This window comes from Scandinavium hiltneri (assembly GCF_024764835.1).
Taxonomy (GTDB): Bacteria; Pseudomonadota; Gammaproteobacteria; order Enterobacterales; family Enterobacteriaceae; genus Scandinavium; species Scandinavium hiltneri.
In genome coordinates, this window is record NZ_JALIGE010000067.1 from 235,185 (window position 1) to 251,388 (window position 16,204).

Sequence of the window (16,204 nt, forward strand, 5' to 3'; positions counted from 1 at the left end):
AGGACAAAACGCCTGAAGCGTTTTGAACAGCGCTTGCGCTGGCCCCGAAGGGGCGAGGCCATAGGCCGAGTAACGCGGCAACGGAGCGAATCCCGATGAGCTTACACGGGTAAGTGATTCGGGTGAATGAGAGCAGCCAACAACCCTGCAACTTGAAGGGCGACGGGTATAGATAACGTAATGAAAGGAATAGCCATGCCCACCGTGAATTTGCGCCACATCGAAATTTTTCATGCGGTGATGACCACTGGCAACCTGACGGAAGCCGCAACGATGCTGCACACCTCTCAGCCAACCGTCAGCCGGGAACTTGCCAGGCTTGAGAAAGTGCTGGGTCTAAAACTGTTTGAGCGCAACCGCGGCCGTTTGCACCCGACGGTGCAGGGGCTGCGGCTATTCGAAGAGGTGCAACGTTCGTGGTACGGTCTGGACCGAATTCTCAGCACCGCAAAAAGCCTGCGTGAATTTCGTCAGGGCGAGTTGTCGGTGGTGTGTTTGCCGGTGTTTTCGCAGTCTTTTCTACCGGCGTTGTTGCAGCCGTTTTTGGTGCGCTATCCGGACGTCAGTCTGCAAATTGTGCCGCAGGAATCCCCGCTGCTGGAAGAATGGCTGTCGGCCCAGCGCCACGACTTAGGACTGACAGAAACGCTGCACACGCCGCCCGGCACCGAGCGTACGCCGCTGTTGAGTATGAATGAAGTGTGCGTGCTGCCTGCCGCGCATCCGTTGGCCCAGAAAACCGTCCTCACGCCGCAGGATTTTGAAGGTCAGAATTACATCAGCCTGTCGAGAACGGACAGCTATCGCCAGTTGCTCGACGGCCTGTTTACCGAACACGGCGTGCACCGGCGGATGGTAGTAGAAACCCACAGCGCGGCATCCATTTGCGCGATGGTGCGGGCGGGCACAGGGATTTCCGTCGTCAACCCGTTTACCGCGCTGGACTATGCCTACGGCGGAGACAACAGTGGCATCGCTGTCCGCCGATTCAGTGTGGATGTCCCCTTCACCGTCAGCCTGATTCGTCCACTGCACCGACCGGGCTCAGCGCTTGTCGATGCGTTTATCACGCACCTGCAAAACGGCGTAACCTCGCTGGTCACACCGCTGGAGGAAATGCTCAACCGCGTCAGGAAAGGATAAAGTCGACGGCGTCGGAGGCGTGCAACGCCGCAGTATCAAACACGGGAATAGGGCTGCGTTCTGTCGGCACCAGCAGGCCAATTTCGGTACAGCCAAAGATGACGCCTTCAGCGCCTTCACCGACCAAACGTTCAATCACTTGCAAATAGTAAGCGCGTGACGCCTCGGTGAATTTCCCGAGACACAGCTCTTCAAAAATAATTTGGTTGATACGAGCACGCTCATCGGCATCCGGAATTAGGGTGTTCAGCGAAAATTCCTGCTCCAGGCGCCCCCGATAAAAATCCTGTTCCATGGTGTAGCGTGTCCCCAGCAGCGCCACATTTTTGACGCCCTGCTTTTCAATCGCCCGTCCGGTGGCATCGGCAATGTGCAGGAACGGCACGCCGCAGCGCAGCTCAATGTGTGAAGCCACTTTGTGCATAGTATTGGTACACAACACGATGCCTTCGGCGCCAATGCTTTCCAGATTTGCCGCCGCTTCGGCGAGGATCTCGCCCGCTTTATCCCATTGGCCCGATGACTGGCAGGTTTCTATTTCCTGAAAATCAACGCTGTGCATGAGGATCTTCGCCGAATGCAGGCCGCCAAGGCGCTGCTTGATCCCTTCATTAATCAGTCGATAGTAAGGGATCGTCGATTCCCAACTCATACCGCCAAGCAGGCCAATCGTTTTCATGGAGTATCCTTTTCAGTGTTTCCGACAGTGAAACAGAGTTGTGATCAACTTTCCACTTCTCCACGCATAAGTTTTCATTTCTGTCAGGCTGCGATAAGTTGAATGAAACAATGTTTCACTCTGAGGTTCACATTATGTTTGTGCAGCATAAAGACACCATCCTGGAAGATTTGGGCAGCGGCGTGAGCCGTCGGATCCTGGCCCACGGTGGAAAAATGATGGCGGTAGAAGTGCATTTTGATACCGGGGCCGTAGGGCCGATGCACAATCATCCTCATGAGCAACTGACCACCGTGCTGTCCGGCGAATTTGAATTTACTATTGGCGATGAAACGCAGATTGTCCGCGCCGGGGATACGCTCTACAAACAGCCTCACATAATGCACGGCTGTGTGTGCCTGAAAGCCGGTGTGCTGCTCGATACCTTCACGCCAATACGTGAAGATTTTCTGTCATAAAAAAGAGAAGGTTACCCTTCTCTTTTTGTTGATTTTTTTACCCGGGAGAAACGCGCTTATGCCGTTTTTTCCTCAAATAGCCGTGGCGCTACACGAGATTCACGAGCGTGTTGGAACAGCACTACGCCACCGCCAATCATCCCGCCCAGCAGCGCTGCCAGCAGTACGATCAGCGACTTTCCTGGGCCATCTTTTTTCACCGGCAAAGACGGTGACAGCTGATAATTGACGACAGGGAACTGAACGTTTTGAATATTCAGCTGCTCAATTTTTTTTAAGCGATATTCACGGTTAAGAATTTCGGCATTCAGCTCGGAGACATCGCTCATGGCTTTTTCGATTTCCAGCTTCTTATTGATCCCGTCGGTGCCGAGGGTCACTGAGAAATCCGGATCGTCTTTTATCGTCTGGCCATTGCTGTACACGGGCTTATTAATTCCCGCCGCCTTTGCCACCTGCAAAGAATAATTGAGACGTTTTATTTTGGTCTCTTTTTCATATTCCAGCTTCGCGCGATCCAACTCCAGACGCTGTTTTTCGACCTGGATTTTCATCGCCACGGTTTCGTTGATATTCGACATGGTCTGTTTGACCACTTTATCCGCGACGAACTTCATGTAGCCAGCCAGAATACTTTGCGTTTCTTCAGACTGTGGGCCGGTAAAAGAAAGCGTCCAGGAGTGATACGGCGTGGTGGGTTCTTTTTTATTGCTCGCATCATCCACGGCTTTCATTTTCTCAGAGACCGCCACCACGGCGCGATACAGCTCCGCGGGCTCAACGTCGACACCATCGAACTGGCTCATCAGTTGCGGCGATGATTTCACAAATTCTTCCAGCATTACGGATGAGTTAAATTTCTTGATGAAGAGATTAAAAATACTGGCGCTGTCGACGTTGATATCCACGCCCAGAACCTGCACCTTGGCGATCAGCGTGTTAAGCGGCACCAGTTGGGTACGCTCGGCCGGGGTGATTACCGAGCTACTGGTCCATTTTTGAGGCAGAAAGAAGCTGATCGCCAGCGCCATCAGAGCAAAGCAAAAGACGGTTCCCAGGATCCGTATTTTCGCGCGCCAGAGGATGTCGACGAGCGCAAGAAGATCGATTTATTGCCCATTGGCAGGAACGTTTTCAGGACGGGGGAAAGGAATAATAGCGCCCGGTTGCGGTTTAATATCCATAGTTGACATAGTATGTGGGTCGTTGCGTAGGGAGGTAGTTTCAACCCAATATATCCCTTCAAGAATTTTCTGAAAACATTTAATTTCAGAAAACTCGCTATTGCACATCATTTGAGAACGAACTAAGCATTGGTGCTTTGTTTTCCGCGCCCCGGACAATACCTACGCAAATACGTAGTTGATTATTACCGCTAATTGTTTTAGTGGCACAAAGGCCTGTGCGCAAGAATTAGACGCTTGCTGTCAATGAAAATGCGTATAAATTCGCACCGTCGATTAACGCTTATTGTATTCATAATGTGAATATAAAAAACCCCACTATTCAGTGGGGATATCATTCAAAATCTGAGAGATTATCGCGCCAGCCAGCCGCCATCTACCGCAACGGTATAACCGTTGATGTAGTCTGAGGCGCTGGAGGCCAGGAAGACGACCGGGCCCATCAGATCAGATGGCAAACCCCAACGGCCCGCAGGGATACGGTCGAGGATTTCAGCACTGCGCTGTTCATCGGCACGCAGCATTTGAGTGTTGTTGGTCGCCATGTAACCCGGCGCAATCGCATTCACGTTGATGCCGTGTTTTGCCCATTCGTTAGCCAGCAGACGAGTGACGCCCATCACGCCGCTTTTCGATGCGGTGTAAGACGGCACACGGATCCCGCCCTGGAAAGAGAGCATCGAGGCGATGTTGATAATTTTGCCGCCGTTACCCTGGCTGATGAAGTGCTTCGCCGCTGCCTGCGCCATGAAGAACACGGCCTTGATGTTCAGGTTCATGACATCATCCCAGTCTTTCTCGCTGAACTCAATCGCGTCCTGACGACGAATCAAACCGGCGTTATTGACCAGAATATCGATATGTCCAAACTCGGTCACCGCGCGCTCCAGCAGTTGAGGAATGCCGTCGATATTACGTAGATCGGCGGTCAGGCTCAGGAAGCGACGACCACGGGCGGTGACTTGCTCCATCGTTTCAGTCGGCTCGACGATGTTAATGCCGACGATATCACAGCCCGCTTCCGCCAGACCTATCGCCATGCCCTGTCCTAAACCGGTGTCACAGCCGGTAACCACCGCGACTTTACCTGCCAGTGAAAATGTGTCGAGAATCATAGTAAGTCCTTATTCATTTCGCGCCTGTTTCAGACAGGCAAGTTTATTGGCTGTCCGCGACGTAGAGCCTATCCCAGTAGGCGTAGATTGTTGCAGGCAGTTTGGACTCGGACAGCGCGGAAAAACCGGAGCGTACACCTGGTACGTGAGGATTTTGAGCACTGCCCAGGACCAAAATGGCAAATAAAATAGCCTAATGGGATAGGCTTCTAGCGCAGATCCTTCACAGCAACGTGGTCCATATCATCGAAGACCTGGTTTTCGCCAACCATACCCCAGATGAATGTATAAGCCTGAGTACCCACGCCTGAGTGAATCGACCAGCTCGGCGAAATGACCGCCTGCTCGTTGTGCATCACGATATGCCGCGTCTCCTGTGGCTGTCCCATCATGTGGAACACGCAGGCGTCATCGGCCATGTTGAAATAGAAATAGACTTCCATCCGACGTTCATGGGTGTGGCACGGCATGGTGTTCCACAGATTGCCCGGGTCCAGCTCGGTCAGGCCCATGCTGAGCTGACAGGTTTCCAGCACGTCCGGCACAAAGTATTTATTGATCGTGCGACGGTTACTGGTGAGGTTATCGCCGAGCGTCACCGGTGCCACATCGGCAGGGGTGACTTTTTTGGTCGGGAAGGTGCTGTGTGCTGGCGCGCAGTTGTAGTAAAACTTCGCCGGTTTTGCCGAATCAACGCTGGCGAACACCACTTCTTTCGCGCCCTTGCCGACATACAGCGCATCGCGATGGCCGATTTCGTAGCACTTGCCGTCGACCGTGATGGTGCCTGGCCCGCCAATGTTAATCACACCCAGTTCACGGCGTTCGAGGAAATAGCTAACCCCCAGCTGCTTGCCCACTTCACCGCCAACGGAGACGGTCTTCGCGACTGGCATAATCCCGCCCACGATGATGCGATCGATGTGGCTGTAAACCAGGGTGTATTCATCCGCGACAAATATCTGTTCAACTAAAAATTCGTTGCGCAGGCCCTGAGTATCGAGGGTTTTGGCGTGCGCGCTGTGGATGCTTTGTCTGATGTCCACGTTAACCTCCAGCAATAGTGATTCATTTTGAAAAGCGGTTTTGCTTTTCCGTTGAGGCCATCTTAATCCTCTGCCAGAGTCTTTTCAATTACAAATAAAACGGCGTTTCATTTTTTCTGCATTAAAATACCAGAAATGCAAAAGCGATCACGTTACTGACCAATCGCCCATAACACGCGTTAATTAAATTAATTTAAAAACAATAGATTATAGAATTTCTGAAAAAGACAGAATGCGTAAAGAAAGGGAGTATAAAAACAAAGATGTGTCGCAGGAGAGGAAGGTCGTTGGCCCGGTTAGCTCCGCTAACCGGGCCAAGTCAGTTTATTCGCGCTCGACGGCCAGCGCCACGCCCTGCCCACCGCCAATGCACAGCGTGGCCAGCCCTTTACGGGCATCGCGCTTGATCATCTCATGCACCAGCGATACCAAAATACGGCAGCCGGATGCGCCAATCGGATGGCCCAACGCAATTGCCCCGCCGTTGACGTTGACACGTTTTTCATCCCACTCCAGCACTTTGCCGACGGAAATCGCCTGCGCGGCAAAAGCTTCATTGGCTTCAATCAGGTCAACGTCGTTCAGCTGCCAGCCCACGCGATCGAGACAACGTCGCGTGGCGTAAACCGGGGCAATCCCCATTAACGCAGGATCGACGCCGACGCTGGCGAACGCGCGAATGCGCGCCAGAATCGGCAGATTAAGCGCCATCGCTTTGGATTCACTCATCATCATCACCGCCGCCGCGCCGTCGTTGATGGAGGATGCGTTGCCCGCAGTGACCGAGCCGAGGGTGTCGAACGCCGGCATCAGACGCGCCAGCCCTTCGGCGCTGGCGTCGGTGCGCGGCTGCTCATCGGTATCCACCACCTGAGCCAACCCGTTTTTCTGCAGATTCACCACCGGCACGATTTCATCGCGGAAACGGCCAGAATCAATCGCCCGTCGCGCCTTCTGCTGCGAGCTGAGCGCCCAGGCGTCCTGCAGCTCACGCGAAATGCCGTATTCACGCGCCAGGTTTTCCGCCGTCACGCCCATGTGATAGTCGTTGAATGCATCCCACAACCCATCATGGACCAGGCTGTCAATCAGCTGGCTGTTGCCCAGACGCGCGCCGGTGCGACTGTCGGTTAAGACGTGCGGCGCGCGGCTCATGTTTTCCTGGCCGCCGGCAATCACCACATCGGCTTCGCCACACTGAATGGCCTGGGTCGCAAGATGTAGCGCCTTCAGGCCCGAGCCGCAAACGTCGTTGATGGTTATTGCCGAAACGGTATTGGGCAGGCCGCCTTTAATTGCGGACTGGCGCGCAGGGTTTTGCCCGGCGCCTGCCGTCAGCACCTGTCCGAGGATCACTTCATCCACTTCCATGGGATCCAGTCCGGTGCGTTCCACCAGTGCTTTCACCACCACACTTCCCAGCTCTACTGCCGTAAAGCACGACAATGCGCCCTGGAAACAACCAATCGGCGTTCGAACTGCACCTACGATAACGACGTCTTTCATCCCGACCTCAGCGCAAATAATCAGCGCTATAGTAGAGTATTGTTATCAACAATTATCGCAATTGTTTAAAAAAAGTGAGTTTTATCACAAAGGAAATGGCCGTCATATAACATTCATTTTACCTGAAAGGGCTAACCCCAATTCTCCCTCCCCCGCCCAGGTTGAAATAAGGTAAACTCGCCGCTGTTTTTTAGTTATCCGGTTTAAATATTCAAAAAATGTCAAAACTATGGTCAAAAGACGAAACCCTGTGGAGTTTCGCGTTATATGGTACTGCGGTGGGTGCGGGCACCTTGTTTCTACCGATTCAGTTAGGCTCCGCAGGGGCGATGGTGCTGCTGATTACGGCCCTGGTCGCGTGGCCATTAACCTACTGGCCGCACCGCGCGCTGTGTCGCTTTATTCTCTCAGCTAACTTGCCTGCCAACATCGGGATCACCGGTGCGGTGAACCACTACTACGGCAAGAAAATCGGCAATCTGATCACCGCCCTGTATTTCATCGCCTTCTTCGTGGTGGTGCTGATTTACGCGGTCGCCATTACCAACTCCCTCACCGAACAGCTGGCTCAGCATATAACGGTGACGCTCGGAGTGCGGATGCTGGTGAGTCTGGCGGTGGTGCTGGTGCTGAACCTGATTTTCCTGATGGGCCGCCACGCGACGCTAAAAGTAATGGGTTTCCTGGTATTCCCGCTGATTGGCTACTTCCTGTTCCTGTCGCTGTATCTGACTGGCTCCTGGCAACCGGCGATGTTCAGCGGCCAGCTGACGTTCACCCCGCATACGCTGCACCAGGTGTGGATCTCAATCCCCGTGATGGTTTTCGCTTTTAGCCATACGCCAATTATCTCGACTTTCGCCATCGACAGACGCGAAAAGTTCGGCGATGAGGCAATGGATAAATGCAAAAAAATTATGCGGGTTGCCTATCTCATCATCTGCCTGAGCGTGCTGTTCTTCGTTATCAGCTGCCTGCTGGCGATTCCGGAAGGTTACATCACTAACGCCAAAAACGAGGGGGTGACAATCCTTTCCGCGCTGGCGATGATGCCTGCGGCACCGCACTGGCTGGCGGTATCCGGCATTATCGTGGCTATCGTGGCGATGTCGAAATCGTTCCTCGGCACCTATTTTGGTGTCATTGAAGGGGCGAGTGAAATCGTGCGGGCGACGCTGAATCAAGCGGGCATTCGTAAAAGCCGCGCCTTCAACCGCGCAACGTCGATTTTGCTGGTGTCTACGCTGACCTTCGTGGTGTGCTGCATCAACCCGAACGCCATCTCGATGATTTATGCCATCAGCGGCCCACTGATTGCGATGATCCTGTTCATCATGCCAACGCTCTCCACGTACCTGATCCCGGCCCTCAAACCGTATCGCTCGGTCGGCAGCTTTATCACCCTGATTGTCGGTTTACTCTGCGTCTCGGTGATGTTCTTCGGCTAATCTCTGATGCGGTAGGCGACTGCCGCACATTCCGTTAAACTTTCTTACCCGCATTCCTCAGGCAATCGGTTTACACTTACCCGCTAAAGCCATCATGAGGAAACCATTATGTCCAGCGTTAAACAGTCCGGCAGCTTTACTCTTGGCAATCGCGAAATTTGGCGTTTGGGTTACGGCGCGATGCAGCTCGCCGGTCCGGGCGTGTTTGGCCCGCCGAAAGACCCTGAGATGGCGGTAAACGTCCTGCAGGCTGCGATCGACGCAGGCGTGAACCACATTGACACCTCCGATTTCTACGGCCCGCACGTGACCAATCAGTTGATCAAAAAAGCGCTGCATCCGTATCCGCAAGAATTGACCATCGTGACCAAAGTCAGCGCCCGTCGTGATGAACAAGGGAACTGGCTGCCCGCGCTGTCTGCGCCGGAGCTGACTCAGGCGGTCGAAGACAACCTGCGTAACCTTGGTCTGGATGTGCTGGACGTGGTCAACCTGCGCAGCATGATTAGCATGCATGGCCCGGCAGAAGGTTCGCTGGAAGAACCGCTGGAAACGCTGATCAAACTGAAAGACCGTGGCCTGATTCGCCATATCGGTCTGAGCAACGTCACCGCAAAACAAGTGGAAGACGGCGTGAAAATGACCGACGTCGCCTGTGTGCAAAACTTCTATAACGTGGCGAACCGTCACGATGACGCACTGATCGACATCCTTGCGGCGAAGAACATTGCCTACGTCCCGTTCTTCCCGCTCGGTGGTTTCTCGCCGCTGCAATCTCAGGAAATCAACGACATTGCGGCCAGCCTCGATGCCACGCCAATGCAGGTCGCGCTGGCCTGGCTGCTACAACGTTCGCCGAACATCCTGCTGATCCCTGGCACGTCCTCACTCGGTCACCTGAATGAGAACCTTGCTGCCGCCGCGCTCACGCTGCCGTCAGAGGCGCTGGACGTGCTGAATAACCTGCCACAGGCAGCGCAGCACTAAGCCTTACGCCCGCGTGCAACATCTGCCGTTACAACGCGCTGAGAAACTGTTTTTCCAGCGCGCTGATGGTGCCGTCCTGCTTTAACTGGCTGACGGCACTGTCAATTTTCTGACGCGTCTGTTCATCCCCTTTGCGCAGCCCAATCGCACTGGTCGACGTCAACACCGGGTCCTTCACCGCCTCGCCGGAAAAGGCAAAATCCTTACCCGCGGGTTTGACCAGAAATCCTGCCTGCCCAGCCGTGGCAACCACCAGCGTGGCATCCAGACGCCCGTTGGCGAGATCCGCATAGATATTTTCCTGATCCGGATATTCGACCACATTCACGCCCTGACTCCGCCACTTCTCCAGCGCATATTTTGCCTGGACCGACCCCTGCAGCACGCCGACGGTTTTCCCGTTGAGCGCCTGCGCACTGCTTGCCAGCGGCGCGGTTTTGGCCGAAATCAGCCGCGTATCGTCCTGATACAGCGACTGGGTGAAATCCATCACCTTCTGGCGTTGGGCATTCGGCGCCATCGACGACAAAATGGCATCAAATTTCTTAGCGTTGAGGCCAGGGATCAAGCCATCAAACCCGGTTTCCACCCATTCACACTGCACCTTTGCACGTTCGCAAATGGCTTTACCGACGGCGATATCCAGCCCGGTCAACGTACCATCGGGCAGCTTATATTCATAAGGTGGATAAGTCGGGTCGGTGCCAAAACGCAGCACCGGGTTATCGGCGGCAAAACCGTTCAGCGAAACGGTGCAAAACAGCGCCAGCCCGGCGAGGACTTTTTTCATTTTTAGCTCCGGTTAATCAGTGGTGAGGCGATCAAGAGCGAGGGAGATAAGGTACTTCACCCCCAGAGGAAGAATATCGTCGTTGAAATCATAATCCGGGTGATGACAGAACACGCCGCCCTGCCCCAGCAGCGCATAGGCACCGGGCTTACGCAGCAGGAACTCGGAGAAATCTTCCGAACCATTAAGCGGCTCAATATCGCGCTTTACCGCACTGGCACCGAATACCTGTTCCGCCGCTCGCGCTGCCGCCCGCGCCTGCTCAGGATGGTTGACGGTGGCCGGTGAACCATTGGCAAAACGCACGCTGATCTGACATTCACTGGCAAGCGCAACACCTTCGCAAATCGCTTCGATTCGCGCTTTCGCCTGCGCACGCAGCCGTTCGTCAAAAGTACGCAGGGTACCGCTGAGCGACGCACTGGCCGGGATCACGTTCGGCGTGGTGCCCGCATGGACACTGCCCATACTCAACACCACCATTGCTGCCGGATCGACACTGCGACTGACTACGGTTTGCAGGGTGCAAATCAGCTGCGCCGCCGCCATGATCGGGTCACGACACTTTTCCGGTGCAGAGCCGTGGCCGCCCACGCCCTGGATCTCAAACAGCACGTCGTCGCAGGAGGCCAGCATCGCCCCGTCACGCACGCCAAAGATACCCGGCGGCAGGTGCGGCGCGTTATGTAAGCCGTAGATTTCATCCCAGCCAAAGCGGGCTTCGGCGTCGTCGGCCAGCATCGCCAATGCGCCGCCACCGTTCTCCTCCGCAGGCTGGAACAGCAGCACTATCTTGCCGAAGAACTGTCGATTTTCACTGAGCCAGCCCGCCGCACCGAGCAGCATCGCGGTGTGTCCGTCGTGCCCGCAGCCGTGAAATGCCCCGGCCAACGTCGATCGCCACGCCGGCGAGCCGCCTTCGTCCATCGGCAGCGCGTCCATATCCGCGCGCAGGGCGATAGTCCGGCCCGGCCCGCATTCCCCATGAATGACACCCACCACGCCGGTGCCGCCGACGCCGGTCCAGGTATCGATTCCCCACGCCCGTAACTGGCTGGCGACGCGCAAACTGGTGCGCCGCTCGCCGAACGCCACTTCCGGGTGAGCATGAAGATCGCGACGAAAGGCCACCAGCGCCTCAATGTCAAACGTCAGTTCAGGAATACTTTTCGCCATCAGGACCGCCCTCTCACTCTTCGGGATGCGTAACATTCGCTGGTCTGATGCTATAAGTGTTTTAATTTAAGGGTCAATTTTCCGTTTCTTATGCCTATAACCGGGCGTTATAGAGGGAGGCGTTATCAAGACTTCACAGCTGAAACTGCTGGTTGCCATCGCGCGCCAGGGCACATTAATGGGTGCCGCCAGCGAGCTACACCTGACGCAGCCTGCGGTCACCAAAAGCATTAAAGAACTGGAAGCTCAGCTTGGCGTGCAGCTGTTGGTTCGTAGCGGTCGCGGGGTGCGTTTCACCGACTACGGTGAAATTCTGCTGCATTCTGCGCGGCGCATAACCGCCGAAATGGAGAGCGCCGAACAGGCCATCGCCCAGATGAAATCCGCCACCCCATCGACGCTCAAAATCGGCGTGTCGCTGCTGTCAGCCACCGTTCCCGTCTATGCCGCATTAAGTCGCTTTCGCGCCCGCTGGCCGCAGACACAGCTGGAAATTATGGAAGGGATGCCGCGTCAGATTATCGACAGCCTGCGCAGCGGTGAATTCGATTTGTGCCTCGCGTTCATTGCCGACAGCGATTCGATCGCCGAGTTTGCCTTTATTCCGCTGGCCCGCTGGCCACAGCGCCTCATGTACAGCGGTGATGTGAATGATGCGTCGCTGCAGGCGCTCTCCGCCAGCCAGTGGTTATGGAATCACACCGCCGAAAGCTGGTTGCCGTTCTGGCAACATCTTGCCGCCGGGGAAACGAGTGCACCACCCCGGCAAATGACACTTTGCACCTCATGGACGATTTACCGTCAGCTGGCGCTGGAGCCCAATACCGTCAGCATCTGGCCGGAGTTTCTGTTGCACGGCGACAATGCCCCCCACGCGTTAACGCCCCTGCGGTTTGCGCTCCCGGAGATAACGCTCGGCTTTATGGTTCGCCGCGACCACGTGTTCAGCCGCGCCACCGAACACTTTATCGAGTGCGTGAAAGCCGAGCTGAAATAATTTTTTTACGCCAGCGTAACTTTTTCATCACCTCCGGCGAACTGTAGGAGAAGACCTTTTCCCTACGTGACTGGAGCTGACCATGATTGCTGTGAAACATCGCTTATCTTTGCTGACCGCCGCCGCGGCCTTTGGCCTTTCGCTGATGGCGTTCAACGCTGACGCCGCTCTACCGGCGGGTGCCCAGGCGCCCACTTTCCAGCTGCAAGGTGCACTGGCGGGTAAACCGCTGACCTTCTCACTGCAGCAAGCCCTGCAAAAAGGCCCGGTGGTGCTCTACTTCTTCCCGGCGGCATTCACCAAAGGCTGTACGCTGGAAGCCCATGATTTTGCTGAAGCTACCGATGATTTTAAAAAGCTGGGCGCGACGGTGATTGGTGTCACCGCCGGGAACGTCGATCAGGTCGGGAAATTCTCCCAGCTGGAATGCCGTAACAAATTTGCAGTCGCCGCCGATCCGGGCGCAAAAGTCGCCGCGGAGTATCAGACACAAATGCAAATGGGCGGTAAAACGCTGTCTGATCGCACCTCGTTTGTCATTGCGCCGGACGGAAAAATCCTGCTGAGCTACACCGACCGCAACCCGGATGCCCACATCCAGAAAACCATGGATGCGGTGAAACAGTACGCCCAGTCGCACTCCTGAGCGCTGGCACTCCTGAAAGCAAATAGAGACGCGCTATGCTAACCGCCCTGTTCGCCGCCTTTTTAGGTGGCATTATTCTCAATTTTATGCCGTGCGTATTTCCGGTGATTTCGCTGAAAGCGTTCGGCCTGATCCGCCATGACGGGGATCTTTCCAGCGCCCGCCGCGAGGGACTCGGCTTCCTGCTCGGGGTCATCGTCACCATGATGGTGCTGGCCGGAATATTACTGGCGGCGCGGGCCGGTGGCGCGGCGGTTGGCTGGGGCTTTCAGCTTCAGTCGCCGCTGGTGATTGCCCTGCTGGCGTTGGTCATTCTCGGCGCGGCGCTGAACCTGCTCGGCGTGTTTGAAGTCGGCTTATCGCTCCAGCGCGCGGGGGAAATTTCCCTCGGACGCGGGGCGTTTGTACGCTCGGCGCTGACCGGGGCACTGGCGATCATCGTCGCCACGCCGTGCTCGGCCCCCTTCATGGCGAGTGCTATCGGCTACGCGCTGGTTCAACCTCCGGCCGTTTCCCTGGCGATATTCTTTGCGCTGGCGCTGGGATTTGCCGCACCGTTTACGCTGATTTCACTGTTCCCGGCGCTGGCCAAACGTCTGCCGCGCCCTGGGGCGTGGATGAACACCCTCAAACATGCGTTAGCGTTCCCGATGCTGGGGGCGTTTGCGTGGCTGGTGTGGGTGTTGGCGCAACAGGCGGGTACCACGGCGCTCGGCACTCTGCTGGCTGGTTCGGTGGCGCTAAGTTTCGCCGCCTGGCTGTACGGGATTGCCCAGCGTCGGCATCTCGCCGGACGCGGTTATCGGGTGATGTACGCCGTCACCGCCGCACTGCTGGTTGCAATTCTGCTGCCGCTCCCGGGCGTGATGAAACCAGTTGAAACCGTCGAAACCACCGTCAGCACCGCGCCAATCAAATGGACGCCGCAAACCGTGGCGGATCAGCGGGGGCACGGTAAAGCCATTTTCGTTAACTTTACCGCGTCGTGGTGCATCACCTGTCAGGTGAACGACAAAACCTCGCTGTCGACCCAGGCCGTGAAAGAGGCACTGGCGCGCACCGGCACGCTGTATATGGTGGCAGATTCGACTAAGTTTAATGCTGATGTCGATGACGCTCTCAGCCAGTTCGGTCAGGGTGGATTGCCGATGTACGTGGTGTATCCTGCCGACGGCGGCGCACCGAAAGTGTTGCCTCAGGTGTTGACCCCGAGCATTGTGGTCAACGCCCTTAATCAGGCGGCCGGGAAAAAGGCGTGATCTCCGCAGCAGCGGCGCGCCAGACCGTTCCGGCGTCAAGCAGCAAGGCGGAATATGGGTAAGGTGGAAGTCCCGCGCGATGCGTGGCCCGCGTTTATGGCGCGCGCCCAGGCAGGTGACCGGCAGGCGTATACGCAGCTGTTGCAGACGCTGGTGCCGGTCATCCGCGCGATAGTCCGCAAACAGGTGGACGACGAGGTGCTGACCGAAGACGTGATTCAGGACGTGCTGCTCACCCTGCATCGGATCCGTCATACCTACGATCCCGCCAGCCCTTTTCTGCCGTGGCTGATGGCGATTTCGCAGGCCCGCGCCATTGATGCCCTGCGCCGTCGCGGGCGTCGCGACCGAAGGGAAGTGGTTGAGGATGAGGCAACGCTGAACGTGCCCGACAATGCGCTGGCCCTCAAGACTGAAATGCTGGACGTCGGCGAGGAGCTGGACGGCTTTTTAAACCAGCTGCCCGCCCGCCAGCGGCAGCTGGTGGAACATGTGCATTTGCAGGAAATGAGCCTCGCCGAAGCCGCTCAGGCCAATAATCTGACGGTCGGCGCGGTCAAATCGCTGCTACACCGGGCGTTGAACAATCTTCGTCGTTATGGAGCCCATCATGGACAGTCATGAGGCGTTAATCGAAAAACTCAGCCGTGGCGCGGCCCCTGTGAAACGCGCTCTGCCGGTACGCTGGCGCGTGGCGAGTTGGATACTGCTGGCCCTGCCTGCGGGCGCCCTGACGAGCCTGCTACTTCAGCGCACCGCCACCGACTGGTCACAACCGGGCGCTGCATGGGCGATGGCGCAGCTGGGGCTGGCGTTTACCATTGGATTGCTGGCGATCAATGCCGCATTCACGCTCAGCATTGCCGGACGCCGGCCGCTGAAAATGCGCTGGCTGATGGCGCTGGCGACGGTTTGGCTTGGGTCGGTGCTGGTGAATATCGGCCACCCGCCGCTGTCGGCCAGCAGCCTGCATGATACCCACTGCTACACGTTTATGGTCACGGTCAGCGTGCCGATGGTGGCACTGGTCATTGGCTATCTGCGCAGGACCCGCACGCTAAACCCACTGCGCAGCCTGGCGCTTTCCGGCACCGGCGTGGCGGCTATGGCGCTCTCGCTGCTGACGTTCTGCCATCCGGTGCATCTGCACCCGGAAGATTTTCTGATGCACCTCGCGGCGATTGTCACCATCGTCGGTGCAACGATGGCGCTTGGCTGGCGTTGGGTTAGCGCTTACTGAGTGCCAAACGCGCCGCGAACAGCAGGAACGCGGCGCCGGTTGCGCGATCCATCCATTTCACCACCGCCGGTTTTTTTAGCACATCCGCCGTATAGCCCGATGCCACAATCAGCGTCAGCGACCACAATGTCCCCAGACAGACGTGAATTGAGACCAGCAGGAAGGTCCAGACAATCGGCGAGTGCCCGACAGGAATGAACTGCGGCAGAAACGAGACGTAAAACACGCCCATCTTTGGGTTCAGCACATTGCCCAACATTCCGCGCAAAAACCAGTTACTACTGCGCACATCGCCTTCAACCTGCAAGGTAAAACGCTGTCGCGGGCGCAGCAGCAGCTGAATACCCAGCCAGCACAGATATGCTGCTCCGCACCATTTCAGCACCGTATATGCCAGCTCCGAGGTAATCCCCCCGAAAAACCGGTGTGTTTATAAGTAGAATTTTCTCGTAATCTGAACCGGGGAGACCTCTATGAAAAAATCACGTTTTACCGACAGCCAGATCATGGCCATTCTTAAGCAAGCTGAG

16 protein-coding genes and 1 pseudogene are annotated in these 16,204 nt (G+C 56.2%); 9 read left to right on the forward strand and 8 right to left on the reverse strand.

What is annotated here, in order from left to right; translation table 11 throughout:
* Nucleotides 1–195 precede the first annotated feature (195 nt).
* Complete coding sequence (locus tag MUU47_RS03150) at nt 196–1,143, forward strand: LysR family transcriptional regulator (protein WP_258986691.1); 948 nt, start codon at nt 196–198, stop codon at nt 1,141–1,143.
* Here the strand turns inward: MUU47_RS03150 and MUU47_RS03155 are convergent.
* Nucleotides 1,130–1,822 (reverse strand): aspartate/glutamate racemase, encoded by a 693-nt coding sequence (locus MUU47_RS03155; protein ID WP_258986692.1) that lies wholly within the window; start codon nt 1,820–1,822, stop codon nt 1,130–1,132. The genes MUU47_RS03150 and MUU47_RS03155 overlap by 14 nt on opposite strands.
* A gap of 134 nt (nt 1,823–1,956) precedes the next feature.
* Between MUU47_RS03155 and MUU47_RS03160 the strand changes: the two genes are divergently transcribed.
* A complete protein-coding gene (locus MUU47_RS03160; protein WP_258986694.1) occupies nt 1,957–2,280 on the forward strand; it encodes a cupin domain-containing protein in 324 nt (107 codons plus the stop codon).
* 56 nt (nt 2,281–2,336) lie between these two features.
* On the opposite strand, the gene wzz(fepE) is transcribed toward MUU47_RS03160, so the two are convergent.
* The 4 genes from wzz(fepE) to MUU47_RS03180 all read right to left on the reverse strand — a co-directional run bounded on the left by wzz(fepE) (nt 2,337) and on the right by MUU47_RS03180 (nt 7,131).
* Nucleotides 2,337–3,389 (reverse strand): LPS O-antigen length regulator Wzz(fepE), encoded by a 1,053-nt coding sequence (gene wzz(fepE), locus MUU47_RS03165; RefSeq protein ID WP_258986716.1) that lies wholly within the window; start codon nt 3,387–3,389, stop codon nt 2,337–2,339.
* A 428-nt stretch (nt 3,390–3,817) separates the two neighbouring features.
* Entirely contained in the window at nt 3,818–4,579 is a 762-nt protein-coding gene (kduD, locus tag MUU47_RS03170; RefSeq protein WP_159773814.1) for a 2-dehydro-3-deoxy-D-gluconate 5-dehydrogenase KduD, read from the reverse strand.
* Nucleotides 4,580–4,788: 209 nt separating this feature from the next.
* Nucleotides 4,789–5,625, reverse strand: coding sequence for a 5-dehydro-4-deoxy-D-glucuronate isomerase (gene kduI / locus MUU47_RS03175; protein WP_258986695.1), 837 nt, complete (start codon nt 5,623–5,625; stop codon nt 4,789–4,791).
* Nucleotides 5,626–5,949: 324 nt separating this feature from the next.
* The gene (locus MUU47_RS03180) at nt 5,950–7,131 is read right to left on the reverse strand and encodes an acetyl-CoA C-acetyltransferase (RefSeq protein WP_159773818.1); all 1,182 of its coding nucleotides are present in this window, start codon (nt 7,129–7,131) and stop codon (nt 5,950–5,952) included.
* Nucleotides 7,132–7,349: 218 nt separating this feature from the next.
* Here MUU47_RS03180 and MUU47_RS03185 point away from each other — a divergent pair, with 218 nt between their 5' ends.
* Both MUU47_RS03185 and MUU47_RS03190 read left to right on the forward strand, forming a co-directional pair.
* The gene (locus MUU47_RS03185) at nt 7,350–8,579 is read left to right on the forward strand and encodes an amino acid permease (protein WP_258986696.1); all 1,230 of its coding nucleotides are present in this window, start codon (nt 7,350–7,352) and stop codon (nt 8,577–8,579) included.
* Between the two features lie 108 nt (nt 8,580–8,687).
* Nucleotides 8,688–9,566, forward strand: coding sequence for an aldo/keto reductase family oxidoreductase (locus MUU47_RS03190; RefSeq protein WP_258986697.1), 879 nt, complete (start codon nt 8,688–8,690; stop codon nt 9,564–9,566).
* A 28-nt stretch (nt 9,567–9,594) separates the two neighbouring features.
* Here MUU47_RS03190 and MUU47_RS03195 read toward each other — a convergent pair whose 3' ends face one another.
* Nucleotides 9,595–10,356, reverse strand: a complete 762-nt coding sequence (locus MUU47_RS03195; protein ID WP_258986698.1) for a transporter substrate-binding domain-containing protein — start codon at nt 10,354–10,356, stop codon at nt 9,595–9,597.
* Between the two features lie 12 nt (nt 10,357–10,368).
* Complete coding sequence (locus MUU47_RS03200) at nt 10,369–11,532, reverse strand: amidohydrolase (protein WP_258986699.1); 1,164 nt, start codon at nt 11,530–11,532, stop codon at nt 10,369–10,371.
* Nucleotides 11,533–11,677: 145 nt separating this feature from the next.
* On the opposite strand from MUU47_RS03200, the gene MUU47_RS03205 reads away from it, so the two are divergent.
* The 5 genes from MUU47_RS03205 to MUU47_RS03225 all read left to right on the forward strand — a co-directional run bounded on the left by MUU47_RS03205 (nt 11,678) and on the right by MUU47_RS03225 (nt 15,674).
* On the forward strand, nt 11,678–12,529 hold the full coding sequence (locus MUU47_RS03205; RefSeq protein ID WP_374684738.1) for a LysR family transcriptional regulator: 852 nt from the start codon (nt 11,678–11,680) through the stop codon (nt 12,527–12,529).
* 82 nt (nt 12,530–12,611) lie between these two features.
* Complete coding sequence (locus MUU47_RS03210) at nt 12,612–13,175, forward strand: peroxiredoxin (RefSeq protein WP_159773830.1); 564 nt, start codon at nt 12,612–12,614, stop codon at nt 13,173–13,175.
* 35 nt (nt 13,176–13,210) lie between these two features.
* Nucleotides 13,211–14,434: a protein-disulfide reductase DsbD family protein gene (locus tag MUU47_RS03215; protein ID WP_258986700.1), complete on the forward strand. Its 1,224-nt coding sequence runs from the start codon at nt 13,211–13,213 to the stop codon at nt 14,432–14,434.
* A gap of 54 nt (nt 14,435–14,488) precedes the next feature.
* Nucleotides 14,489–15,058, forward strand: coding sequence for an RNA polymerase sigma factor (locus MUU47_RS03220; RefSeq protein WP_258986701.1), 570 nt, complete (start codon nt 14,489–14,491; stop codon nt 15,056–15,058).
* A complete protein-coding gene (locus tag MUU47_RS03225) occupies nt 15,045–15,674 on the forward strand; it encodes an NrsF family protein (protein ID WP_258986702.1) in 630 nt (209 codons plus the stop codon). Before MUU47_RS03220 ends, MUU47_RS03225 begins: the two co-directional genes overlap by 14 nt.
* Here MUU47_RS03225 and MUU47_RS03230 read toward each other — a convergent pair.
* Nucleotides 15,661–16,077 (reverse strand): annotated as a pseudogene (locus MUU47_RS03230) (LysE family translocator); the annotation flags it as partial. The gene MUU47_RS03225 and the pseudogene MUU47_RS03230 overlap by 14 nt on opposite strands.
* Nucleotides 16,078–16,204 lie beyond the last annotated feature (127 nt).